At 72.6% G+C, this 21,163-nt stretch carries 26 protein-coding genes; 15 read left to right on the top strand and 11 right to left on the bottom strand.

The window, feature by feature from the left end; translation table 11 throughout:
* The first annotated feature begins 56 nt into the window (after positions 1 to 56).
* The 4 genes from mgrA (at position 57) to AB0J40_RS29415 (ending at position 2,983) form a co-directional block, all read left to right on the top strand.
* Positions 57 to 1,085: an L-glyceraldehyde 3-phosphate reductase gene (gene mgrA / locus AB0J40_RS29400; RefSeq protein WP_364458940.1), complete on the top strand. Its 1,029-nt coding sequence runs from the start codon at positions 57 to 59 to the stop codon at positions 1,083 to 1,085.
* An 84-nt stretch (positions 1,086 to 1,169) separates the two neighbouring features.
* Positions 1,170 to 1,835, top strand: a complete 666-nt coding sequence (locus tag AB0J40_RS29405; RefSeq protein ID WP_364458942.1) for a helix-turn-helix domain-containing protein — start codon at positions 1,170 to 1,172, stop codon at positions 1,833 to 1,835.
* 15 nt (positions 1,836 to 1,850) lie between these two features.
* Positions 1,851 to 2,711 (top strand): TIGR03564 family F420-dependent LLM class oxidoreductase, encoded by an 861-nt coding sequence (locus AB0J40_RS29410; protein ID WP_364458944.1) that lies wholly within the window; start codon positions 1,851 to 1,853, stop codon positions 2,709 to 2,711.
* Positions 2,708 to 2,983: a cyclic-phosphate processing receiver domain-containing protein gene (locus AB0J40_RS29415; RefSeq protein WP_364458947.1), complete on the top strand. Its 276-nt coding sequence runs from the start codon at positions 2,708 to 2,710 to the stop codon at positions 2,981 to 2,983. Before AB0J40_RS29410 ends, AB0J40_RS29415 begins: the two co-directional genes overlap by 4 nt.
* Here the strand turns inward: AB0J40_RS29415 and sigC are convergent.
* On the bottom strand, positions 2,980 to 3,531 hold the full coding sequence (gene sigC, locus AB0J40_RS29420; protein ID WP_364458950.1) for an RNA polymerase sigma factor SigC: 552 nt from the start codon (positions 3,529 to 3,531) through the stop codon (positions 2,980 to 2,982). The genes AB0J40_RS29415 and sigC overlap by 4 nt on opposite strands.
* On the opposite strand from sigC, the gene AB0J40_RS29425 reads away from it, so the two are divergent.
* On the top strand, positions 3,530 to 4,285 hold the full coding sequence (locus AB0J40_RS29425; RefSeq protein ID WP_364458952.1) for a hypothetical protein: 756 nt from the start codon (positions 3,530 to 3,532) through the stop codon (positions 4,283 to 4,285). The genes sigC and AB0J40_RS29425 overlap by 2 nt on opposite strands.
* 31 nt (positions 4,286 to 4,316) lie before the next feature.
* On the opposite strand, the gene AB0J40_RS29430 is transcribed toward AB0J40_RS29425, so the two are convergent.
* The gene (locus tag AB0J40_RS29430) at positions 4,317 to 4,829 is read right to left on the bottom strand and encodes a PadR family transcriptional regulator (protein ID WP_364458955.1); all 513 of its coding nucleotides are present in this window, start codon (positions 4,827 to 4,829) and stop codon (positions 4,317 to 4,319) included.
* A 92-nt stretch (positions 4,830 to 4,921) separates the two neighbouring features.
* Between AB0J40_RS29430 and AB0J40_RS29435 the strand changes: the two genes are divergently transcribed.
* Both AB0J40_RS29435 and AB0J40_RS29440 read left to right on the top strand, forming a co-directional pair.
* Positions 4,922 to 5,476: a hypothetical protein gene (locus tag AB0J40_RS29435; RefSeq protein ID WP_364458957.1), complete on the top strand. Its 555-nt coding sequence runs from the start codon at positions 4,922 to 4,924 to the stop codon at positions 5,474 to 5,476.
* Positions 5,473 to 6,753 (top strand): carotenoid oxygenase family protein, encoded by a 1,281-nt coding sequence (locus AB0J40_RS29440; RefSeq protein WP_364458959.1) that lies wholly within the window; start codon positions 5,473 to 5,475, stop codon positions 6,751 to 6,753. Before AB0J40_RS29435 ends, AB0J40_RS29440 begins: the two co-directional genes overlap by 4 nt.
* On the opposite strand, the gene AB0J40_RS29445 is transcribed toward AB0J40_RS29440, so the two are convergent.
* Positions 6,750 to 7,490, bottom strand: a complete 741-nt coding sequence (locus AB0J40_RS29445) for a DUF427 domain-containing protein (protein WP_364458962.1) — start codon at positions 7,488 to 7,490, stop codon at positions 6,750 to 6,752. The genes AB0J40_RS29440 and AB0J40_RS29445 overlap by 4 nt on opposite strands.
* Positions 7,491 to 7,590: 100 nt before the next feature.
* Here AB0J40_RS29445 and AB0J40_RS29450 point away from each other — a divergent pair, with 100 nt between their 5' ends.
* Positions 7,591 to 8,790: an ROK family protein gene (locus AB0J40_RS29450; RefSeq protein ID WP_364458965.1), complete on the top strand. Its 1,200-nt coding sequence runs from the start codon at positions 7,591 to 7,593 to the stop codon at positions 8,788 to 8,790.
* On the opposite strand, the gene AB0J40_RS29455 is transcribed toward AB0J40_RS29450, so the two are convergent.
* Positions 8,787 to 9,248, bottom strand: a complete 462-nt coding sequence (locus tag AB0J40_RS29455; protein ID WP_364458968.1) for a pyridoxamine 5'-phosphate oxidase family protein — start codon at positions 9,246 to 9,248, stop codon at positions 8,787 to 8,789. The genes AB0J40_RS29450 and AB0J40_RS29455 overlap by 4 nt on opposite strands.
* On the opposite strand from AB0J40_RS29455, the gene AB0J40_RS29460 reads away from it, so the two are divergent.
* On the top strand, positions 9,247 to 9,723 hold the full coding sequence (locus tag AB0J40_RS29460; protein WP_364458971.1) for a MarR family transcriptional regulator: 477 nt from the start codon (positions 9,247 to 9,249) through the stop codon (positions 9,721 to 9,723). The genes AB0J40_RS29455 and AB0J40_RS29460 overlap by 2 nt on opposite strands.
* A gap of 40 nt (positions 9,724 to 9,763) precedes the next feature.
* The gene (locus AB0J40_RS29465; RefSeq protein WP_364458973.1) at positions 9,764 to 10,087 is read left to right on the top strand and encodes a nuclear transport factor 2 family protein; all 324 of its coding nucleotides are present in this window, start codon (positions 9,764 to 9,766) and stop codon (positions 10,085 to 10,087) included.
* Here the strand turns inward: AB0J40_RS29465 and AB0J40_RS29470 are convergent.
* Complete coding sequence (locus AB0J40_RS29470) at positions 10,077 to 10,577, bottom strand: PaaI family thioesterase (RefSeq protein ID WP_364458976.1); 501 nt, start codon at positions 10,575 to 10,577, stop codon at positions 10,077 to 10,079. The genes AB0J40_RS29465 and AB0J40_RS29470 overlap by 11 nt on opposite strands.
* 123 nt (positions 10,578 to 10,700) lie before the next feature.
* Between AB0J40_RS29470 and AB0J40_RS29475 the strand changes: the two genes are divergently transcribed.
* The 3 genes from AB0J40_RS29475 to AB0J40_RS29485 are packed head-to-tail and all read left to right on the top strand — an operon-like array spanning position 10,701 to position 14,215.
* Positions 10,701 to 11,069 (top strand): metalloregulator ArsR/SmtB family transcription factor, encoded by a 369-nt coding sequence (locus tag AB0J40_RS29475; RefSeq protein ID WP_364458979.1) that lies wholly within the window; start codon positions 10,701 to 10,703, stop codon positions 11,067 to 11,069.
* Between the two features lie 9 nt (positions 11,070 to 11,078).
* Positions 11,079 to 11,807, top strand: coding sequence for a beta-phosphoglucomutase family hydrolase (locus AB0J40_RS29480; RefSeq protein WP_364458981.1), 729 nt, complete (start codon positions 11,079 to 11,081; stop codon positions 11,805 to 11,807).
* Complete coding sequence (locus AB0J40_RS29485) at positions 11,807 to 14,215, top strand: glycosyl hydrolase family 65 protein (RefSeq protein WP_364458984.1); 2,409 nt, start codon at positions 11,807 to 11,809, stop codon at positions 14,213 to 14,215. The genes AB0J40_RS29480 and AB0J40_RS29485 overlap by 1 nt, the downstream gene beginning before the upstream one ends.
* A gap of 4 nt (positions 14,216 to 14,219) precedes the next feature.
* Here the strand turns inward: AB0J40_RS29485 and AB0J40_RS29490 are convergent, their stop codons facing one another.
* Together AB0J40_RS29490 and AB0J40_RS29495 are read right to left on the bottom strand one after the other, a co-directional pair.
* Positions 14,220 to 14,402, bottom strand: coding sequence for a hypothetical protein (locus tag AB0J40_RS29490; protein ID WP_364458987.1), 183 nt, complete (start codon positions 14,400 to 14,402; stop codon positions 14,220 to 14,222).
* A gap of 40 nt (positions 14,403 to 14,442) precedes the next feature.
* Positions 14,443 to 15,387, bottom strand: a complete 945-nt coding sequence (locus tag AB0J40_RS29495; RefSeq protein WP_364458989.1) for an exopolyphosphatase — start codon at positions 15,385 to 15,387, stop codon at positions 14,443 to 14,445.
* Positions 15,388 to 15,612: 225 nt separating this feature from the next.
* Here AB0J40_RS29495 and AB0J40_RS29500 point away from each other — a divergent pair, with 225 nt between their 5' ends.
* The gene (locus AB0J40_RS29500; protein ID WP_364458992.1) at positions 15,613 to 16,197 is read left to right on the top strand and encodes a class F sortase; all 585 of its coding nucleotides are present in this window, start codon (positions 15,613 to 15,615) and stop codon (positions 16,195 to 16,197) included.
* A 15-nt stretch (positions 16,198 to 16,212) separates the two neighbouring features.
* Here the strand turns inward: AB0J40_RS29500 and AB0J40_RS29505 are convergent, their stop codons facing one another.
* The 3 genes from AB0J40_RS29505 to AB0J40_RS29515 all read right to left on the bottom strand — a co-directional run bounded on the left by AB0J40_RS29505 (position 16,213) and on the right by AB0J40_RS29515 (position 19,274).
* Positions 16,213 to 17,253, bottom strand: a complete 1,041-nt coding sequence (locus tag AB0J40_RS29505; protein ID WP_364458995.1) for an LLM class F420-dependent oxidoreductase — start codon at positions 17,251 to 17,253, stop codon at positions 16,213 to 16,215.
* 102 nt (positions 17,254 to 17,355) lie between these two features.
* Positions 17,356 to 18,345, bottom strand: a complete 990-nt coding sequence (locus AB0J40_RS29510; protein WP_364458998.1) for an LLM class flavin-dependent oxidoreductase — start codon at positions 18,343 to 18,345, stop codon at positions 17,356 to 17,358.
* Positions 18,346 to 18,371: 26 nt separating this feature from the next.
* The gene (locus AB0J40_RS29515; protein WP_364459000.1) at positions 18,372 to 19,274 is read right to left on the bottom strand and encodes an SMP-30/gluconolactonase/LRE family protein; all 903 of its coding nucleotides are present in this window, start codon (positions 19,272 to 19,274) and stop codon (positions 18,372 to 18,374) included.
* 120 nt (positions 19,275 to 19,394) lie between these two features.
* On the opposite strand from AB0J40_RS29515, the gene AB0J40_RS29520 reads away from it, so the two are divergent.
* Positions 19,395 to 20,081: a TetR/AcrR family transcriptional regulator gene (locus AB0J40_RS29520; RefSeq protein WP_364459003.1), complete on the top strand. Its 687-nt coding sequence runs from the start codon at positions 19,395 to 19,397 to the stop codon at positions 20,079 to 20,081.
* A gap of 96 nt (positions 20,082 to 20,177) precedes the next feature.
* On the opposite strand, the gene AB0J40_RS29525 is transcribed toward AB0J40_RS29520, so the two are convergent.
* Positions 20,178 to 21,110, bottom strand: coding sequence for a YhjD/YihY/BrkB family envelope integrity protein (locus tag AB0J40_RS29525; protein ID WP_364459005.1), 933 nt, complete (start codon positions 21,108 to 21,110; stop codon positions 20,178 to 20,180).
* Positions 21,111 to 21,163 lie beyond the last annotated feature (53 nt).

Here is a 21,163-nt window from a genome sequence, read left to right on the forward strand (position 1 = left end):
CTCCTAAGCGGTCGCTCACCAGGAGCGTACCCGACCTTCGGGCTAGCATCGGCCGCGTGACCTACGTTGCGGCTTCCGGCCGATACGAAACGATCCCCTACCGGCGCTGCGGACGTTCCGGGCTCAAGCTGCCCGCGATCTCGCTCGGGCTGTGGCACAACTTCGGCCACGACCGGCCGCTGCAGACCCAGCGCGACATCACGCGCCGCGCGTTCGACCTCGGCATCACGCACTTCGACCTGGCCAACAACTACGGCCCGCCGTACGGCTCGGCGGAGGAGAACTTCGGGCGGCTGCTGGCCACCGACTTCCGGCCGTACCGCGACGAGCTGGTGATCTCGACCAAGGCCGGCTACGACATGTGGCCCGGCCCGTACGGCGAGTGGGGCTCCCGCAAGTACCTGCTGTCCTCACTGGACCAGTCGCTGGCCCGGATGGGCCTGGACCACGTCGACATCTTCTACTCGCACCGGTTCGACCCCGAGACGCCGCTGGAGGAGACGGTCGGGGCGCTCGACTCCGCCGTCCGCGCCGGGAAAGCGCTCTACGTCGGGATTTCTTCGTACAGCTCGGAGCGGACCGCCGAGGCCGCGCGGCTGCTGCGCGAGCTCGGCACGCCGCTGCTGATCCACCAGCCGTCGTACTCGATGCTGAACCGCTGGATCGAAGAGGACGGGCTCCTCGACACCCTCGAAGAGGCGGGCGCCGGCTGCATCGCGTTCTCGCCGCTCGCGCAGGGGCTGCTGACCGACAAGTACCTGAAGGGCGTCCCCGCGGATTCGCGGGCGGCGCAGGGCAAGTCGCTCGACCCGGGCACCCTGGACGAGAACCGCCTGAACCGCGTCCGCGCGCTCAACGACATCGCGGCCCGGCGCGGCCAGTCGCTGGCGCAGCTGGCGCTCGCGTGGGCGTTGCGCGACAGCCGCGTGACGTCGGTGCTGATCGGTGCCAGCAGCGTCACGCAGCTGGAGGACAACGTCGGCGCGCTCGGCAACCTCGACTTCTCCTCCGAGGAGCTGACCGAGATCGACGGGCACGCGACCGACGCGGACATCAACCTCTGGAAGCAGTCCTCGGACGGCTGACCCCGACGGCGGGACGCGGCGTGCGTCCCGCCGTTTTCGGTTCGACGTTTGACCAGATTTCGAAATTGGTCATATGATGGCCGGGTGCCTCCAGCCGAAGACCGCGCCGAGCGGGCCGAGCGGATCCTCGACGCGGCCGCCGAGCTGCTGCTGCGGGCCGGCTACCGGCGGACGACGATCGAAGACGTCGCCGAGCGCGCGGGGGTCGGCAAGGGAACCGTCTACCTGCACTGGAAGAACCGCGAGGAGCTGTTCCTCGCCGTCCTGCTCCGGGAGTCCGTGCGCAGCATCGAAGACCTCGTCCGGGCGGTCGACGCCGACCCGCTCGCCGCGCGGCTGTCGCGGCTGACCGAGGTCCAGTACGCGAACGTGCTGGGGCGGCCGCTGCTGCGGGCGGGGTACGCCGATGATGCCGACACGCTCGGGAAGCTCCTGCCGAAACTGCACGCCAAGCTCGACCCGCGGCACGACGAGGCGTTCGTCGAGTACCTCGAACTGCTGGCGGCCAACGACCTCCTGCGCACCGACCGGCCGGCCCGGGAACTCGCCGTCGCCTACCGGGCGGTGCTGCACGGGTTCCTCGTCGAGACTCCCCCGCCGGCCCCCGCGCTGCTCGCCGACACCGTCGCGCACGCCTTCGAGCCGGTCGCCGTCTCGACGATGCGGCTGCGGGCCGTCGCGCCGCGGGTGGTCGCGCTGTTCACCGAATCCGTCGCGCTCGACCGGAAGCAGCTCGAGCGCGCGTACTGAAACTGGGAGGACACCATGCGCACCGGCATCCTGATCGACGAACTGGGGGTCGGCTTCGACGACATGCGCGCGCAGGCACGCGAAGCCGCGAAGCTCGGTTACAGCACGGTTTGGCTGGCGCAGCGCGGCGGCTGGGACGCGCTCACGGCGTTGCCCGCACTCGGCGTGCCCGGCGTCGAGCTGGGAACGTGCGTCGTGCCGACGTACCCGCGCCACCCGATCACGATGGCCGCGCAGGCGCTGACGGTCCAGGCCGCGACCGGCGCGCCGGTCCACCTCGGCGTCGGGCTGAGCCACAAGTACGTCGTCGAGCAGGAGTTCGGCTACTCCTACGACCGCCCGCTGCGGCACCTGCGCGAGTACCTCGAAGCGCTGAACCCGCTGCTGCGCGGGGAAAAGGCGGACGTCCACGGCGAATCCCTGACGGCCGCGGGCGGGCTGAAGACGCCCGGGGCGTCCCGGCCGGCGGTCCTGGTCGGCTCGGTGAGCCCGGGCTCGACGCGGCTGGCGGGCGAGCTGGCCGACGGCGTGATCACGACGTGGGCCGGCCCCCGGGCGATCGGCGAGTTCGTGGCGCCGACCCTCGCTGGCGGCCGGGTGGTGGCCGGCCGGCTGATCTGCGTGACGTCCGAAGTGGACGAACGCCGGTCGTGGGTGGAGGAGACCTACGGCGCGGCGGCGCGGGTGCCGGCGTATCGGTCCATTTTGGACCGCGACGGGCACGCACGCGTGTCGGACAGCGTCATCGCGGGCGACGAGGAAACCGTGCGGCGCCAGGTGAAGTCGCTCGAGGACGCCGGCGCGACCGAGCTGCTGGTGATCCCGTTCGGGTCGACGGCGGAGCAGGCCCGCACCCGCGAACTGCTCGCGGCGTGACCCGCCTCTGGGTGGACGACCTGCGGCCGGCCCCGCCGGGCTGGACCTGGGCGAAGACTAGCGCGGCGGCGATCGACCTGCTCGCCGCCGGCGAGTTCACGGCGCTCTCCCTCGACCACGACCTGGGCGGCGACGACACGACCCGCCCGGTCGTGCTGTGGTTGTGCGAAAACGACCGCTGGCCGCCGGAAGTGCGCGTCCACACGGCCAACCCGGTCGGCCGGGAATGGCTGGTCGGGATGGCGCGCCGCTACGGTCCGGGCGTCCGCTAACCGGCGCCCCGGGCGCGCCGGGCCTGGATCAGGTCGTCGCGCGCGCGGGCGACGCGGGAGCGGACCGTGCCGACCGGGCAGCCGCAGACGTCCGCCGCCTCGGCGTAGGACAGGCCGAGCACCTGAGTCAGCACGAGGACTTCGCGCCGCTCCGGTTCCAGGCCGTCGAGCAGCAGGCCCAGCTCGACGAGCTCCTCGAAGCCGGCCGCCGGGTCGCGCGTGCGCTCGGCGGCCGCTTCCCAGTCGGTGTCGGCGATCTTCGGGCGGGCGCCCGCGGCCCGGATCTGGTCGACGACCACCCGGCGCGCGATGGACAGCAGCCACGTCCGCGACGACGAACGTCCGGCGAAGCGGCGAAGGCTGCCGAAGGCGCGAAGGTACGTCTCTTGGGTCAGGTCGTCGGCCGCGGCGGCGTCGGTGAGGTGGGCGAGGAAGCGCCAGACATCGGCCTGCGTCGCGCGGACCCACTCTTCGAGGGCGCGCCGGTCGCCGCGGCCCGCGGCCATGGCCAGGCTGGTGACGCGTTCGTCGTCTTCACCGCGGGTCATGGTCCGGAACCTAGCAGTAACCGGGAACCGCCGGGACCCGCCGTCCGACTACTGGGAGGTGAAGTGCGAGGAGTGCCGCGAAGGGCTTTCGGCCCGGTTGGACGGCGAGGACGAGCCGGTCGGCGTCGACCGGCACCTGGAGGGCTGCGCGGCGTGCCGCGAGTGGTTCGCGGCCGCGGCCGGGCTGCGGCGCGCGATGGTGCTGCGCCCGGCGCCGCCGGTCCCGGACCTCACGGCGGCGATCCTCGAGCGCACGCCGGCGCCGTCGGGCGAAGGCTGGGGCCCGCGGATCGCGCTGGCCGTGGTGGCGATCGGGCAGCTCGGCCTGGCGTTCGCGCAGCTGCTGGGCACCGACGGCGGGCACGGCCTCGCCCACCTCGGCCACGAGAGCGGCGCGTGGAACCTGGCGATCGGGATCGGCCTGCTGACGGCGGTGGCGCGGCCCCGGACGGCGGGCGGGCAGCTGCCGGTGCTGGCCGGGTTCGTCGGGGTCCTGCTGGTGCTGTCGGCCGGCGACCTGGCGGCGGGCCAGGTGACGCTCGCCCGGCTCGCGACGCACGTCCTGGTTGTGCTCGGCCTGGCGCTGCTCTGGACGGTGCACCGCGGTCACCGCGACCACGGCGGCGCACCACTACCGGCGGCGACGGCCGACGACGGCGGCTCGACGGTCTCCGGGTCCACTGTGGACGCCCCGGCCGGACGGCCGCGGCCGCGCCCCTTCCGCCGCCAGGCCCACGGCCGGCACGCTGCCTGAGAGAACCGCCGAATAGGGCGTTATACGCCGGTCATCCGATCTGCTTGACCGCCCACTCCGCCCACTCGCGCTGCATCGCCGAAAAGCGCTTGCCCCACTCCAGGACGAGCCGGCCGTAGACGGACTGGTTGTCGTCGCCCCAGTCGACCGTGTCTTCCAGTTCCGCCAGCCGCTTCTCGCGCTCCGTCGCCGTCTCGCCCATCGCCGCGACGTAGCCGCGGGCCTGCTCCGGGGAGACCGAGCCGAGGAAGTAGACCCGCAGCAGCCCCGCACTGCGCGGGGGGCCGCCCGGGTCGACCTCGACCAGCCAGTGGCGCAGCTCCGCCAGCCCGCCGTCGGTGATTTCGTACTCCTTGCGCCCGCGGGGGCCTTCGGCGTGGACGCGGATCATGCCCGCCGTCTCCAGCTTGCCGAGCTCGCCGTAGAGCTGGCTCTGCGTCGCCGGCCAGACGTTGGCCATCGCGCGCTCGAAGCGTTTCAGCAGGTCATAGCCGCTTCCCGGCTCGTCGGCCAGCATGCCGAGCACCGCGTGTCGAAGGCTCATGCGCCCATCATGACATTCCACTCTTGACATGTCGACTCAGGAGCTTCTAACTTCGACATGTCACAACTGGAATGTCGAGACGGGGACTCGCCGTGAACTACTTGAAAAGCCTCCTGCCGTGGATCGCGTTCGCCGTGGTCGCGACGCAGTTCGACTGGCGCTGGTCCGGGCTCACCGGCCTGGTGATCTCCACCGCGCTCCTCCTGCCGGCCCGCCGCCGGGGCCGCAAGGCCGACACCCTGATCCTCGAGTGGAGCGGCTTCGCCTTCTTCGCGCTGCTCACCGCCGTCGCGTTCGCCTTCCCGGCGTCGCCGCTGAAGACCTACACCGGCGCGCTCACCGACGCGTGGCTGGCGCTGACCGCCTGGGGCTCGCTGGCCATCCGGCAGCCGTTCACCCTCGGCATCGCCCGCACGACGACCCCCGAAAGCCTCTGGGACAACCCGATCTTCAAGCGGGTCAACGTGGTCATCACGCTCGTCTGGGCGATCAGCTTCACCGTCGGCGGCCTCGCCGGCATCACGCTGCTGAACTACGCGCCGCACGCGACGGTGGCGTTGATCGCGCTCAAGGTCGTCTGCTTCGCGGTCCCCGTCGCCTTCACCGTCCGCTACCCGCGCATCGTCCGGGCCCGGGCCGCCGCGTGACGACCTCCGCGTTCCACCTCACCGGCGCCTACGCGCCCGTCCACGACGAGCTGACCGCGTTCGACCTCCCGGTGACCGGCGCCCTGCCGCCCGAGCTGACCGGCTGGTACCTGCGCAACGGCCCCAACCCCCGGACGGACAGCCGGCACTGGTTCACCGGCGACGGCATGGTCCACGGCGTCCGCCTCGAAGCGGGCCGCGCCGCCTGGTACCGCAACCGCTGGGTGCGCACCGACAGCTTCGCGAACCCGGATCTCCGCCTGTACAACGAGGACGGCACGCGGAACCTGCACGCGAGTGTCGCGAACACGCACGTCGTCAACCACGCCGGCCGCACGCTCGCGCTCGTCGAATCCTCGCTGCCGTACGAGATCACGACGGACCTCGAGACCGTCGGCGTCCACGACTTCGGCGGCGAGCTGGCCGACTCGATGACCGCGCACCCGAAGATCTGCCCGCAGACCGGGGAACTGCACTTCTTCGGCTACGGCAGCATCACCGCGCCGCACGTGAGCTACTACCGCGCCGACGCGGCCGGGAAGCTCGTCGTCAAGCAGCCGATCGACGTGCCGGGCCTGACGATGATGCACGACTTCGCGCTCACGAACAGCCACGCCGTCTTCTACGACCTGCCCGTCGTCTTCGACCGGGCGTCGGTCGGGCAGGGCATGCCCTACGCGTGGAATCCGGGCTACGGCGCCCGCCTCGGGGTACTGCGCCGCGACCGGCCCGAAGCGGGCGTGCGCTGGCTGGAGATCGAGCCCTGCTACGTCTTCCACACGCTCAACGCGTTCGACACCCCGGACGGCCGGATCGTCGTGCACGTCCTCCGCTACGACCACCAGTGGTGGGCGGGCCACGAGGACCCGCCGGCGTACCTGACGCGCTGGACGATCGACCTCGTCGCGGGCACGGTGACCGAAGACCGGCTCGACGACCGGCCGGGCGAGTTCCCCCGCATCGACGACCGGCTCGCCGGGTCCGACGCGCGGTTCGGGCACGTCACCGGCCGGCACCTCCTGCGCCGCTACGACCTCCACGCCGGCACGTCGGCCGAGCACGCCTTCGGCGACGGACGAGTCCCCGGCGAAGCGGTGTTCGTCCCGGCGGAGCACGGCGAAGGCTGGCTGCTGACCTACGTCCACGACGCGGCCGAGGACCGCAGCGACCTCGTCGTGCTCGACGCGGGGAACGTCGCCGCGGCGCCCGTCGCCACCGTCCACCTCCCGCAGCGCGTGCCCGCGGGCTTCCACGGGAACTGGCTGCCGGACGCTTAGGCGAACTTCGTCTTCGGCCGCTCCTGCCGGACGCCGTCGACGTAGACGTCTACCTTCTCGTCGAGGAACGCCACCAGGCCGGCCACGCGGGTGCTCTCGGGCAGCGGCGTCGGGTAGCTCCACGCGAGATCGGCGTGCCCGTTCACGTCGAAGTGCTCCGCGGCGCCCTTGTACGGGCAGTGCGTCACGGTGTCGATCTTCTCCAGCAGGTCCATCCGGACGTCCACGCGGGGCAGGTAGTACCGGGTCGGCAGGCCGGTCTCGAACAGCAGGTGCGGCCGCACGGTGTCGGCGACGGTGACGCCGTCGACCTCGATCCGCACGTGGCGCGAGCTCGGCAGGACGTCGACGCGCACGCCGGGGTCGCGCGGGTGCGTGAAGATCTGTTCGTCCTCTTCGAACCAGTCGAACGCGCCGAACTCGAAGCGGACGTGGTCGCGCAGCTGTTCGATCGGCGAATCCGGGTACTCCAGCGCGCCGTCCACCGCCTCGGCCCGGCCGGCCTTTATCGTCGACAGAACACCTTCTCCGCGGCTGGGCGAGTGCGACGTCCGGCCGGAGGGGGCGAGAACGCCGCTCACGACGTCCGCGCGCGGGAAGTAGTACGTGGGGTAGTACGGGACTTCCCACACCAGAAGGGGGTGCACCGTGTCCGCGACGACCTGGCCGCCGAGGAACACCCGCACCCGCTTCGCGCCTTGTGCCACGCGGACCCGGCCGCGTACCGGAGTGCTCATGCCCCGGTCAACGGGTCCCGAAGCGGGCGTATTCCGGCGAAACCGGGGCTCGGACGGCTAGCGTGGCAGGAAGCACGAAGACGACAGGAGGCGGGCACGGGTGGCCGGCGTAGATGCTCCAACGGTCGGGACCCCCGCCGGGATGCGCAAGATCAACCAGCGGGCGGTGCTCGACCTGCTGCGCCGCAGCGGCGCGGCGACCCGGCCGCAGGTGGCGAAGGAAACCGGGCTGTCGAAGCCGACGGTGAGCCAGGCCCTGCTGGCGCTCGAAGCCGCCGGGCTGGCGCGCCCGACCGGGCAGACGTCGACCGGTACCGGCCGCTCGGCCGTGCTGTACGAGGCCGACCCCACCGCGGGGTACGTGCTGGGCGTCGACATCGGGCGCGAGCACATCCGCGTCGCGGTGTCCGACCTGGGCCGCACGATCGTCGCCCGCCGGGACGAGCGCAACACCGCCCGCTCCGGCGCGGCGCTGGTGACGGCGGTCGGCAAGATCGCGGCTTCGGCGATCGCCGAGGCGCGGCTGTCGGCGGCCGACATCGTTGTCCGCGTGGTCGGCTCCCCCGGCGTCGCCGATCCGGAGAAGCGCTGCTTCCGGCACGCGCCGAACCTGCCGGGCTGGGGCCGGGCGGGCCTGATCGACGACCTCGAGGCCGCGCTGGGGCCGGACCTGATGGTGGAGAACGACGCGAACCTGACGGCCGTCGGCGAGGGCGAGAGCGGCGCCGCGCGCGGGGCGTCGGTGTTCGGCTGCATCACGATCGGCACGGGCGTCGGCATGGGCATGATGGTCGACGGCCGGGTGTTCCGCGGCGCGACGGGCGCGGCGGGCGAGATCGGCTACCTCCCGTACGGCCGCACGCGGTCGTCGGAGGAGGACGGCGCGCCGCCGGCCCGCGGCCACCTGGAAGAGGCGACGGCGGCGCAGTCGGTGGTCCGCGGCGCCCGCGAACTCGGCCTGGGCACGGCGAAATCGGCCCGCGAGGTGTTCCGGCTGGCCCGCGAGGGCGACGAACTGGCGAAGCAGGCACTGGAGGCGGAGGCGGACAGGCTGGCGTACACGGTCGCCTCGGTGGCGGCGGTGATCGACCCGGAGCTGATCGTCCTGGGCGGTGGGATGGGGACCGCGGCGGACCTGCTGCTGGAGCCGCTGGACCGGGCGCTGCGGGCGTTCACGCCGTTGGTGCCGAAGGTGGTCCAGGGCGAACTGGGCGAGGACGCGGTGCTGGCGGGGGCGATCAGCGTGGGGCTGCGGGCGGCCGAAGGGCTGGTCTTCGACCGCCGCGTGGGCGCGGCCTAAGCCGCGCGCCAGGCTTCGCCGCCGGTCGAGATGCGCCACGGGGTCAGCTTCAGCACCGTGATCTTCGGGTCGCGGTGGTCCTCGCCGCCCAGGATCTTCGGGTCGTAGCCCAGGGGTTCCGGGGCCGACGCGAACAGCTCCCACAAGTACTTCCGCGCCGGCTCGTCGTCGGCGAACTCCGCGCGGCACTCCGCCACCGCCACCTCGTGCTTCGGGTCCCAGTACGAGCACGACACGTACGGCGACGCCGCCAGGTGCGCCACCTTCAGCGGCGTCGGGCGGGTGAACAGCCACCCGGTCAGCCCGTCCGCGCCGCGCTCCCAGATCGGGTGGACCACCCGTGAGCGCGGCCGGCCCCGGCCGTCGACGGTCACCAGCGTGCACCAGACGATCCGGTGCGCCACGCGCACGAACGCTTCGGCCAGCCCGGCCGGCACTCTGCTAGATTCCACAACCATGGTTGTGCATCCTAGCACCCTCGACCTCTCCCTCACCGCGCTCTTCGCGGGCTGGGCGATGACCGACGAGGTCCAGCGGCGCCTCGCCGAAAACCGCTTCGGCGACCTCAGGTTCAACGACGGCGTCGTCATCCAGCACGTCCTGGCCGCGCCGCTGTCCATCACCGCGCTCGCCGAACGCATGGGCGTGACCCAGCAAGCGGCATCGAAGGCCGTCGCCGATCTCGAACGCCGGGGGCTGCTGAGCCGCGAGCCCGCCCCGGAGGACGCGCGCACCAGGCTGCTGCACCTGACCGAATACGCGCGCAACGCGGTCGAAGCCACGCGAGCGCTCAGGAAGGAACTTCAGGACGAACTGGAAGCGGAGTTCGGCGAAGCCCGGGTCGAGGACGCCCGCGCCCTGCTGGCGGCGATCATCGGCCGCTTCGGTGGCGACGACGCGATCCGCGCCCGGCGCGTCCGGCCGCCCCGCTGATTACCCCCGGCGTAATCGACGGCCGCGCGAGAATCGGACCATGAGCGAAACGAACCGCATGATCGTCGTCGACTGCTTCGAGAACCTGTTCGTGCACAAGGACTTCGACGCCGCGAAAGCCGCGCTCCACCCCGATTTCGTCACCCACAGCCCGGGCCTGCCCAACGGCCGCGACGCCTTCGCCGACGCCGTCAAGAACTCACCACTGGCCGATGCGACCGCGGAAATCCGGCACGTGGTGGCCGAGAACGACTTCGTCGTGGTGCACCTGCACGTGGCGGGCGCCGCCGTCGTCGACATCCTGCGCGTCGAGGACGGCCTCCTCGTCGAGCACTGGGACGTCAAGCAGCCCCTCAGCGCGTGATGACGCAGGTCCCCGACGCCGTGGCCAGCAGCCTGCCCTCGGCGTCGCGGATCTCCCCTTCGGCGAACGCGATCCGCGAACCCTCCTTCACCACGCGGCCGGTCGCGCGGATCTCGCCGCGGCCCGCGTGGATCGCGCGCAGGTAGCTCACTTTCAGCTCCACCGACGAGTAGCCGACGCCGGCCGGCAGCGTCGTGTGCACCGCGCAGCCGACCACCGAGTCCAGCATCGTGGCCGCGACACCGCCGTGGACCATTCCGATCGGGTTGTACAGCGACTCGTCCGGCTCGGCGACCGCGACGACCTCGCCGTGGCCGATGTGCTCCCAGCGCAGCCCGAAGTGCGCGGCGATCGGCGGGCCGGGGACGCGTCCCTCGGCGACGGCCGTCAGGTAGTCGAAGCCGGACATCGTGGCGCCGAGCCGGGCCGTCGCCAGGGGGTCCTGCCACGTGATGGTCTTCGAACGGACCTGCGCTTCGACGTCGGTCATCCCGGCTCCTCGACTATGACAACTGTCTTAACCGCAGCTTCGCCCGCGCGTCCGCCGCCGTCAAGCGGCGCGTGACCCAGGCCACCGGTGGTCCGGCCGCCGGGCGGGTGGAATCATCCGGGGGTGAGCACCGACCGCAAGCTGATCGACCCGGAACGCGTCGCGGCCGCGGTCGACGGGCTGGGCGACCGCGCCGTCATCGACGAGTGGGCCCAGCGCTTCTCCGTCGTCGCCGACCCGTCCCGGCTGGCGCTGCTCGTCTCGATCCACTACGCCCGCGAAATCAGCGTCACCGACCTCGCCGCGGTCACCGGGATGACCGACACCGCGGTTTCGCAGGCGCTGCGGCTGCTGCGCGCGCACGGACTGGTCACCACGCAGCGCACCGGACGCGTCGTGCGCTACCGGCTCGCCGACGCGACCGTGCACGAACTCATCCATCGGGTGCGCCCGCACCCCCAGGAGTCCTCGCCCGATCCGGGTGACCGGTAGCGTGCTCGCATGACGGGATTGCCCGAGACCATCACCGCCTGCCTGTTCGATCTCGACGGAGTGCTTACCGGTACGGCCGTACTCCACAGCGAAGCCTGGAAACGGACTTTCGACGAGTTCCTGCGCGCCCGCGACGGCGAAGACTTCCGCGAGTTCACCGCACAGGACTACGCGACCTATGTGGACGGCCGGCCGCGCGCCGACGGCGTCCGAGAATTCCTGCGCTCACGCGGGATCGAGCTGCCCGAGGGCACGCCCGACGACCCGGTGGACGCCCCGACCGTCAACGGCGTCGGCAACCGCAAGAACGAGCTGGTCCTGAAGATCATCGACGAGCGGGGCGTCAACCCCTACCCCGGCTCCGTGCGCTACCTCGAGGCGGTCAAGGCGGCCGGCCTGCGCATCGCGGTGGTGACGTCGTCCGCGAACGGCGCGAAGGTCCTCGACGGCGCCGACCTGAGCAAGTACGTCGAAGCCCGCGTCGACGGGCTCGTCATCCGCGAGCGCCACCTCAAGGGCAAGCCCGCGCCGGACTCGTTCCTGGCCGGCGCCGCGGCGCTCGGCGTCGAACCCGCGCACGCGGCCGTGTTCGAAGACGCCCAGTCCGGCGTCCAGGCCGGCAAGGCCGGCGGCTTCGGGTACGTCGTGGGCGTGAACCGGGCCGACCAGGCCGCCGAGCTGAAGGCGCACGGGGCCGACATCGTCGTCGACGACCTCGCCGACCTGCTGGAGGATTGATGACCGAAGAAGAACCCCGCGGCTACGAATGCTCGCCGTGGGAGCTGCGCTGGCGCGGCATGGACGTCGACGCGCTGCAGCGCACCGAATCCGCGTTCGCGGTGTCGAACGGGCACATCGGGCTGCGCGGCACGCTCGAGGAGGCCGAGCCGCGCGGGCTGCCCGGCACCTACCTCAACGGCTTCTACGAGCAGCACGAACTCCCCTACGCCGAGGCCGGCTACGGCTACCCCGAAGAGGGCCAGACCGTCGTCAACGTGACCGACGGCAAGATCATCCGGCTGCTCGTCGAGGACGAGCCGCTCGACATGCGCTACGGCGCGGCCACCGCGCACGACCGCGTGCTCGACTTCCGCAAGGGCACGCTGAGCCGGACCACCGAGTGGTCGTCGCCGACCGGGCGGCGGGTCCGCGTGCGCACCGAGCGGCTGGTGTCGTTCACCCAGCGCGCGATCGCCGCGATCCGCTACGAGGTCGAGCCGCTCGACGAGGACCTGCAGCTGGTCGTCCAGTCCGACCTGCTGGCCAACGAGCCGATCGAGTCCGACACCAGCGACCCGCGGGTGGCCGCCGCGCTGAACTCGCCGCTGGTCGGCGAGTTCCACCGCGCGTCGGACTACAACGCCGTGCTGGTGCACCAGACCCGCCGCTCCGGGCTGCGGATGGCCGCGGCGATGGACCACAAGATCGAGGTGGACGACGGCATCCGCGCCCGCATCCACTCCGAGGAGGACCTCGCGCGGCTCACCGTCGCGGTCGACGTGCCGAAGGGCGGCCGGCTGCGCATCACGAAGTTCCTCGCCTACGGCTGGTCCGCGCAGCGCTCGGTGCCCGCCCTGCGCTCGCAGGTCGAGGCCGCGCTCGCGGGCGCGCGCCAGACCGGCTGGAAGGGCCTGGTCACCGAGCAGCGCCAGTTCCTCGACGACTTCTGGGCGACCTCGGACATCGAGATCGAGGGCGATCCCGAGCTGCAGCAAGCGGTCCGCTTCGCGCTGTTCCACCTCCTGCAGGCCGGAGCCCGCGGCGAGAGCCGCGCGATCGCCGGCAAGGGGCTGACCGGCCCGGGCTACGACGGGCACGCCTTCTGGGACACCGAGTCGTTCGTCCTGCCGGTGCTGACCTACACGATGCCGGACGCGGCGCGCGACGCCCTGCGCTGGCGTCATTCCACAATGGACAAAGCACGGGAACGCGCGCACCAGCTGGGGTTGCGCGGCGCGGCGTTCCCGTGGCGGTCGATCAACGGCGCCGAGTGCTCGGCGTACTGGCCCGCGGGCACGGCCGCGTTCCACGTCAGCGCGGACATCGCCGACGCCGTCCTGCGCTACCTCAACGCCACCGGCGACGAGGAGTTCGAACGCGACTACGGCACCGAGCTGCTGCTGGAAACCGCGCGGCTGTGGGCGTCACTGGGGCACCACGACCGGCACGGCGACTTCCGCATCGACGGCGTCACCGGGCCCGACGAGTACTCCGCCGTGGCGGACAACAACGTCTACACGAACCTGATGGCGCGCCGGAACCTGCTGGCCGCCGCGGACTCGTGCGAGCGGCACCCGGACGTGGCCGCGCACTTCGGCGTCGACACCGTCGAGCTGGACTCGTGGCGCGCGGCCGCCGCGGCGATGTACCTGCCCTACGACGAAGAGCTCGGCGTGCACCCGCAGTCGGAGGGGTTCCTCGACCACGACGAGTGGGACTACGAGAACACCGACCTCGCGCACTACCCGCTGCTGCTGCACTACCCGTACTTCGACCTCTACCGCAAGCAGGTCGTGAAGCAGGCGGACCTGGTGCTGGCACTGCACCTGTGCGGCGACTCGTTCAGCCCCGCGGAAAAGGCCCGCGACTTCGCCTACTACGAGGCGAGGACCGTGCGCGACTCCTCGCTGTCGGCGGGGACGCAGGCGGTGGTGGCGGCCGAGGTCGGGCACCTCGACCTGGCCTACGACTACCTCGCCGAGGCGGCGCTGACCGACCTGCACGACGTGCACAACAACGTCCGCAACGGCCTGCACATGGCGTCGCTGGCCGGGGCGTGGCAGGGCGCGGTCGCGGGCTTCGGCGGGCTGCGCGACCACGGCGGCACGCTGGCCTTCGCGCCACGGCTGCCGACGCAGCTGGACCGGATCACCTTCCGGCTGATGTTCCGCGGCACGCGGTTCCAGGTCGAGATCGACCGCGACCAGGCGACCTACCACGTGCTGGACGGCGATCCGCTGGAAGTGCTGCACCACGGCGAGCGCATCACGCTCACCGCGGAGCCGCAGCGCTTCACGATCCCGAAGATCGACGCGGGCGACCCGCCGGTGCAGCCGCCGGGTCGCGCTCCGATGCGGCGCGACTCGGAGAAGGTGCGCCAGTACGCGGAGCCGGCGAACCCGATCAGCGAGGTCTACTACGTCTGAACCGTCACTGCGGGAGGTCGCTCGCGGCCTCCCGCCCGGGTGGGGCCGGGACCTCCTCGGTCCCGCCCGGGCTGACGTCGGGGTCCGGCGCGGTCGGCACGTCGTGCGTCAGCTGGCCGGGTGTCGGCAGCTTGGGGAGTTCCTCGTCTTCGTCGTCCAGGGCGTGGATGCGCTGCTGCTCGCTCATGCTCTCCGGGATACCCGGTTTTCCCGGTCGCGGCCAGAGGTCAGGCGGCGACGCCGTCGCCCGCTTTTTGCCGCGCGCGGTCCTGCAGGGTGAGCAGCAGGCCGTCGCGGGTCGACCACGGGCAGATCGCGACCTTGCCGCCGGCGACCGTCAGCAGCGCCTCCGCCACGATCGCGCCCGCCAGGGCCTGGTGCGCGCGGCTGCGGGAGATGCCGGGCAGCTTCGCGCGCTTCGACGGCGGCAGCGCGGCGAGCCGCGGGATCCAGGCGCGCAGGTCTTCGAGCCGCAGCTCCTTGCACTTGTTCGGCCGCGCCCCGGCCAGCCGCGCGAGCTGCTGCAGCACCTTCGAGCAGCCGACGACCGTCGGGTCGTCGACGTCGGCGGCGCCGAGCGTGGTGGTCACGACGTCGAGGGCGTGCGCGCGCAGTGCCTTGACCTGCTTGGTCGACACGCGCTCGCCCGGCAGCCAGTCACGGGTCATCGAGCGCGCGCCCAGCGGCAGCGACCGCGCGAAGGTGGCCTTGTCGCCGCGGCCCGCGGCCAGCTCGACGGTGCCCCCGCCGATGTCGAGCACCAGCAGCGGGCCCGCCTCCGCGCCGTACCAGCGGCGGGTGGCCAGGTAGGTCAGCTCGGCCTCGCGGCGGCCGGAGAGGAACCGCAGCTCGACCCCGGTTTCGCCGGCGACGTGCCGGACGACGTCGGCCGCGTTGGCGGCGTCGCGGATCGAGGACGTCGCGAACGGGAAGACGTCGTGCACGCCGTGGCGGTAGGCGGCCGTCATGCCCGCGGCGACGGCGGCCGTGACGTCGGCGATCCCGCGGTCGGTGAGCCGGCCGCGGGCGTCGAGCGCGCGGTCGAGGCGCAGCCGCGTCTGGTGGTTCAGCACCGGCTCGCGCGGCGAGCCGTCCACCGGGACCACGACCAGGCGGGCGCTGAACGATCCGACGTCCAGTACGCCCACCGCGGGTTCTTCGATTCTTCGCACGACTCGGCGCACCTCACTTCCGCCCGGTGGATATCCCCCGTTCGACAGGTCGAAACCGGCAATCATGCCGCAGTTCGCGGCGGTTCGCCGGGAATTGTCGGATTTACCTCCTCCGGACGGACCTTCTTGACGCGAAGGTCACAGCGGGATAACCCAATTGAGTGAACCCCGCCACGTCTGGACACGATTCGGTAACGCCCACTCCCGTGGCCCCGACTTACCGGCGTGCGGCAGGGAAAGCTCGTCGGGCCGGCCGCCGCCGTGCTCGCGGTGGTGGCCGGGCTCGGCTGCGTCCTGCTCGGAGTCACGACGGTGCTCGCGCCGGCCGCCTCGACGACCCCGGGCGCGGCGGCCGGGGAGCGGCCCGCGACCGGTCTCCTGCCCACCGCGCTGGTGATCCCCGACCTGGGACTCGCGCTGAACCACGTCGTCGAGCTCGGCCACATCGCCGGCCGCCGCGAGCAGCCCGGCACCGCGCTGGGCGTCGGCTGGTTCGCCGACGGGCCGGCGCCAGGAGCGCCCGGCGTGGCGGTGCTGTCCGGGCACGCGGGGTTCGGGTTCTCGCGGGGCGCGTTCGCCCGCCTCGGCACGCTGCAGCCGGGCGCGGCGGTCGTGGTCCGCGACGACGAAGGCCGCGAGGCCCGGTTCACGGTCCGCCGGACCGAGACCTTCGCACCGGACGAGCCGGACAGCACGCTGGTCGCCCCCGACGGGCCGGGGCCGGAACTGCGGCTCATCACCAGCGACGGGACCCACGACTTCGCCGGGACGGATTCGCCGCGGGTCGCCGTGTACGCGACGCCGGTCTGACCCCGGCGCGAGTTGTCAGCCGAGCAGTTCGCGCAGCCGGGCCACCGCCGACACCCGCGCCTCGCGGCCGGGCAGCATCGGGTTGACCACCAGCGTCGTCGCGCCCGCTTCCTCGAACGCCGCCAAGCGCTCCTTCACGTACCCGGCCGGGCCGACCAGCGAGATCGAGCGCAGCAGCTCGACCGGCACCGCCGCCGCGGCCTCCTCCTTCTTGCCGTCGAGGTACAGGTCCTGGATCAGCTTCGCCTCGGCCTCGTAGCCGTAGCGGCAGGCGAGGTCGTTGTAGAAGTTCTTGCCGCGCGCGCCCATGCCGCCGACGTACAGCGCCACGATCGGGCGCAGATGGTCGAGCAGCGGCTCGACGTCGTCGCCGATCGCCAGTGCCGCGCTGACGAACGTGTCCAGCTCGCCCAGCGCCGGGTCGCGCTTCGCCTTGCCCGCCGCGAGGGACTCGCCCCAGACGTCGGCCGCCTTCTCCGGGTGGAAGAAGATCGGCTGCCAGCCTTCGGCGATTTCCGCGGTGAGCGCGACGTTCTTCGGCCCGAGCGAGGCCAGCAGCACCGGGATCCGCTCGCGCACCGGGTGGTTGATCAGCTTGAGCGGCTTGCCGAGGCCGGTGCCCTGCTCCGGCGGCAGCGGGATCGTGTAGTGCCTGCCGTCGTGGACCACGCGTTCGCGGCGCCACACCTGGCGGCAGATTTCGACGATCTCGCGGGTACGGGCCAGCGGCGCGTCGTACTTCACGCCGTGGAAGCCTTCGATGACCTGCGGTCCGGAGGCGCCGAGCCCGAGGATGAACCGCCCGTCGGAGACGAAGTCGAGCCCGGCCGCGGTCATCGCGGTCAGCGTCGGCGTGCGCGTGTAGATCTGGAAGATGCCCGACGCGAGCTGGACGCGCTCGGTCTTCGCCGCCAGGTAGCCGAGCTGGCTGACGGCGTCGAAGGAGTAGGCCTCGGGAACGAACGCGACGTCGAGTCCCACCTTCTCCAGCTCGACGATGTCCGCCACGCTGTCGGCGAAGCCGCCGGCGTAGTTGATCGCGGTCCCGATCCGCATGTCCACCTCCGTTGCTGAGCAAGCGCTTAGCCAGAGAGCGTACTGGGACCGGGCCCCGCGCGCGGGGACGATGTGCGCGCCGCCACTAAGCGCTTGCCGGCGTCACGCGGTGGCGGCGTCGTGGAAGCGCTCGAGCTCGGCCCGGACGTCGGGCCCGCAGGGCTGGAACACGATCTCGGTGACGCCCCGGGCGGCGACGTCGGCCAGCCGTTCCCGGATCTCTTCGCGCGTGCCGGTCATCGTCACCTCCCGCAGCATCGCGTGGCCACCGGCCCGCCACGCCGCCCGGTCGGCCTCCCCCAGCTCCACGCAGTGTCCACTGTGGACCGCGAGGTGCCGGTGCTCCGGCGGGGTCCGCTCGACCACCGCCAGCCATTCCGGGCCACCCGGCAGTTCCCGCACGGCCGGCGGGCCGCCGAACTCATAGGCGCCGTGGTAGGCCAGCGCCCACCCGGGGCCGGCGGCCCGGCGCGCGTGCTCGGTGCCGGTGGGCTCTCCCGGGTCGAGCACCGTGCCCCAAACCAGGTAGGGCACCCAGGAGTACTCGCTCGCGAACTCGGGCAGCTGCAGAGTCACGTACAGCCCGTCGCCGAGCTCCTTGGCCACCCGGTGCCCCTTCGGCCCCAGGGCCCCGATCAGGACGGGAACCTCGATCGGCCGGGCGGGAGCGTGGCCGTCGGGGTGCAGCATCCGCATCCGCGCCCCTTCCCACTCGACGACGTCGCCGCGCAGCAGGCCGCGGTAGGCGCGGACGTAGGACGCCATGAACGACCAGGTGAGCGCGCGGTAGCCCATGGCGCGGCGGCCGGTGAACCCGGTGCCGAAGGAGACCGCTACGCGGCCGGGCGCCAGCGCGGCGAGGGCGGCGGTCGCGGCGGCGTTGACCATCGGGTGCCGCAGGCTGGGCACCAGCACCCCGGGGCCGAGCCCGATCCGCTCGGTCCGCTCGGCGGCCAGCGCGAGGGTCATCCACACGTCGGGGCTCTGCTGCGGGGTGTCGTAGACCCAGGCCCGCGCGTAGCCCAGCTCTTCGGCCAGTGCGATGTGCTCCGGGGAGTCCAGTGCGGTGGGAAAAGCGCAGGAGACGTCCATGCGGCTCTCCGTTTCGACGGGTCGGTTCAGGGCAGGCCGGCGTGCGGGACCTCGACCTCGACGGCGAGCAGCCGGGCCTCGCGGACCGGACGGCGTTCGTGCTCGGCGAAGGACGGTGCCGCGCACAGGAACAGCGTCCGGCCGTCGTCGCCGCCGAGCATGCAGGCGAAGACCCCGGTGCCGGCGTCGATCTCCTCGAGGATCCGGCCGCCCTCCTCGACGCGCAGGACGCGGTTGTGCACGGCGTCGGCCACCCAGATCGCGCCCTCGGCGTCGGCGCAGATGCCGTCGGGAGCCACTTCGAGGGCCTGCACCGCTTCTCCGACGTCGTCGGTCAGCGGGGTCTTCCCGAACTGGGCCCAGACGCGCCGCCCGCTCAGCTCGCCGCCCTCGCCGATGTCGAAGGCGGTCAGCCGTCCGGCGAAGGTCTCGGCGACGACCAGCACCCCGCCGGGCAGGATCACCATGCCGTTGGGGAACCCGAGGTCCTCGGCGGCGACGGCCACGCTCCCGTCCGCGTCGACGCGGGTGAGCGTCGTGTAGCGCAGCGGCGCGCCGCCCATGAGGTCGAACCCGAAGTTGCCGACCCAGGCGCGGCCGAGTTCGTCGACGACCATGTCGTTGAGCACCCCGGACACCACGCCGGACAGATCGGCGTGCTCGGTCAGGCTCCCGCTCTCGTCGCGCACGAGGACGCGGTGGTCCCGCATCGACACGACGAGCAGGCGCCCGTCGGGCAGGAACCCGAGCCCCGACGGCTGGCCCGGCACCTCGGCGACGACCTCGCTGCCACCGCGGCCGTCGATCGCCACGACCTTCTCGGTGTAGAAGTCCGACACCCACAGCCGGCCGTCGTGCCACCTCGGGCACTCGAGGTAGGAGAAGCCGTCGAGGACGACGGCCGGTTGCCTGGACGCGGTCTGTCCCATCGCGACTCTCCTCGTGTCCTCGTCGACGTTCCGCGGATCTGCGGTCGAGTAACTGAGCGCCCAGTTACCATGACTCCGGCACACGGAAGGTGTCAAGGGGCCCGAACGGGGAGGTCGGCGATGCCGGGGAACGAGCGCCGTCGCGGCGGCGGACCGCATCCGGCGGCCGAGCTCACGACCAGGCTCGGTCCCGAAGCCGTCCCGGACGAGTTCTGGGGGGAGCGCACCTCCCCGGTGGCCCGCGCGCTGCTGTCCTCGGCCGTGCAGTGCTTCGCCCGCCAGGGTTTCCACGCCACCACCACCCGCGACATCACCGCCGCCGTCGGCCTGAGCCCCGGTTCGCTGTACGTGCACTTCACGTCCAAAGAGGCCGTGCTGTTCCACATCGCACGGACCGGTCACGAGCGCGCCCTCGCGGCGTTGCCCGCCCGGTCCGGCGACGGCGGCACCCGCGACCACGTCCGCCGGCTGGTGGCCGCGCACGTGGCTTGGCACGCGCGCCACCACACGGTGGCGAGGGTCTGCCAGTACGAACTGGCGGCACTCGAGCCGGCGCACTTCGGCGAGATCCTCGACCTCCGGCAGCGGTTCTCGGCGGTGCTGCGGACCGCCGTGGAGCGGGGAGCCCGGGAAGGCGTCTTCGACGTCCCGGACATCGACCGGACGGTGCGCGCGATCCTGTCGCTCGGCGTGGACCTGGTGCGCTGGTACCGCCTCGACGGCGCGGACTCGCCCGAGGTGCTGGGCGAGTCCTACGCCGAGCTGGCCGACCGGATGCTCGGCCGCAGACCGTCCACAGCGGACTGATCCGCGGGCCGCGCCGGCCGTGGGCGGGCGGCTCCTTCCCGCCCGTGCAGATCGGCGACGTCGCGGACGCGATCACACCCGATCCGGGGCCGCCGGTCAGCGGCCGGTCAGGGTGCGGACCACCAGCTCCGCCGAGGCGCCGGCCCCGAGCGTCGTCCCGGCGTAGCGGACGTCGGCGGCGAGCGTGCCGGCCGGTGGCTCGTCCCGGACCGTGAGCCACACCGTCACCATCAGCAGCCAGCGGACCACCAGGTAGACGAACAGCAGCACGCCGACGAGCGTGCCGAACGCCGCGACCGCGGGCGACCGACCGAGCAGGTGCAGGTACAGCCCCCCGGCCTGCTGGAGGGCGGCGAGCCCGACGGCGGCGGCCCCGGCCGGGCGCAGCGTCGACCGCAGCGGCAGCGGCCGGCGTGGCAGGCGGGCCAGGCACCACGCGATGACCAGCCAGTTCGCCACGAGGCCGAGCAGCAGCGAACCCGCGACGAGGACGAAGTGCGCGAACCCGCCGGTCAGCCCGGTCAGGCCGAGCAGCCACGTGCCGGCCGCGCCGGTGAGCGCCGCCGGCCCGAACGACACGGCCATCGCGAGCCCGACCCCGATCAGCGCGAGGACGTCCGCGGCGATCCCGCGCAGCAGCGGCCGCGTGGTCCGCTCCTGGCCGAGCATCGCGGTGACGGCGTCGCGGACGTTGCTGATCCAGCTCCAGCCCGAGTACGCGGCGACGGTCAGCGCGAGCAGCCCGATCCGCCCGCGTTCCCCGACGACGGTGTGCACGACGTCGGTGACCCGGCCGGCGATCTCGGGCGGCAGCGCGCCGTCGATGACGCGGTCGAGCTCGGTCGCGAGGAGCCGGTCACCGGCCAGCACGAACCCGGCCACCGAGACGGCGACCATGACCAGCGGCACCAGCGCGAGCAGGCTGAAGAACGTGACAGCGGCGGCGTAGTGGTCGCCGTCGCGTTCGCGGTACCGGGCGAGTGTGGCCCCGGCCCGCCGCAGCGGCTTCCGCACGACGTCTTTCCCCACCGGCCGACCCTCTCATCCACGCGTGTCCTTCGCAGTCCGGACCCGGGAGCGGG

The sequence above is a fragment of the Amycolatopsis sp. NPDC049691 genome (genome assembly GCF_040675005.1).
Taxonomy (GTDB): domain Bacteria; phylum Actinomycetota; class Actinomycetes; order Mycobacteriales; family Pseudonocardiaceae; genus Amycolatopsis.

Coding starts and splice junctions, on each gene's coding strand:
- AB0J40_RS29410 (WP_364458944.1), top strand. CDS start 1,851: ATGCGCACCGGCATCCTGATCGACGAACTGGGGGTCGGCTTCGACGAC.
- AB0J40_RS29425 (WP_364458952.1), top strand. CDS start 3,530: ATGGTCCGGAACCTAGCAGTAACCGGGAACCGCCGGGACCCGCCGTCC.
- sigC (WP_364458950.1), bottom strand. CDS start 3,531: ATGACCCGCGGTGAAGACGACGAACGCGTCACCAGCCTGGCCATGGCC.
- AB0J40_RS29430 (WP_364458955.1), bottom strand. CDS start 4,829: ATGAGCCTTCGACACGCGGTGCTCGGCATGCTGGCCGACGAGCCGGGA.
- AB0J40_RS29445 (WP_364458962.1), bottom strand. CDS start 7,490: ATGAGCACTCCGGTACGCGGCCGGGTCCGCGTGGCACAAGGCGCGAAG.
- AB0J40_RS29460 (WP_364458971.1), top strand. CDS start 9,247: ATGGTTGTGCATCCTAGCACCCTCGACCTCTCCCTCACCGCGCTCTTC.
- AB0J40_RS29455 (WP_364458968.1), bottom strand. CDS start 9,248: ATGGTTGTGGAATCTAGCAGAGTGCCGGCCGGGCTGGCCGAAGCGTTC.
- AB0J40_RS29465 (WP_364458973.1), top strand. CDS start 9,764: ATGAGCGAAACGAACCGCATGATCGTCGTCGACTGCTTCGAGAACCTG.
- AB0J40_RS29470 (WP_364458976.1), bottom strand. CDS start 10,577: ATGACCGACGTCGAAGCGCAGGTCCGTTCGAAGACCATCACGTGGCAG.
- AB0J40_RS29480 (WP_364458981.1), top strand. CDS start 11,079: ATGACGGGATTGCCCGAGACCATCACCGCCTGCCTGTTCGATCTCGAC.
- AB0J40_RS29485 (WP_364458984.1), top strand. CDS start 11,807: ATGACCGAAGAAGAACCCCGCGGCTACGAATGCTCGCCGTGGGAGCTG.
- AB0J40_RS29490 (WP_364458987.1), bottom strand. CDS start 14,402: ATGAGCGAGCAGCAGCGCATCCACGCCCTGGACGACGAAGACGAGGAA.
- AB0J40_RS29505 (WP_364458995.1), bottom strand. CDS start 17,253: ATGCGGATCGGGACCGCGATCAACTACGCCGGCGGCTTCGCCGACAGC.
- AB0J40_RS29510 (WP_364458998.1), bottom strand. CDS start 18,345: ATGGACGTCTCCTGCGCTTTTCCCACCGCACTGGACTCCCCGGAGCAC.
- AB0J40_RS29515 (WP_364459000.1), bottom strand. CDS start 19,274: ATGGGACAGACCGCGTCCAGGCAACCGGCCGTCGTCCTCGACGGCTTC.
- AB0J40_RS29520 (WP_364459003.1), top strand. CDS start 19,395: ATGCCGGGGAACGAGCGCCGTCGCGGCGGCGGACCGCATCCGGCGGCC.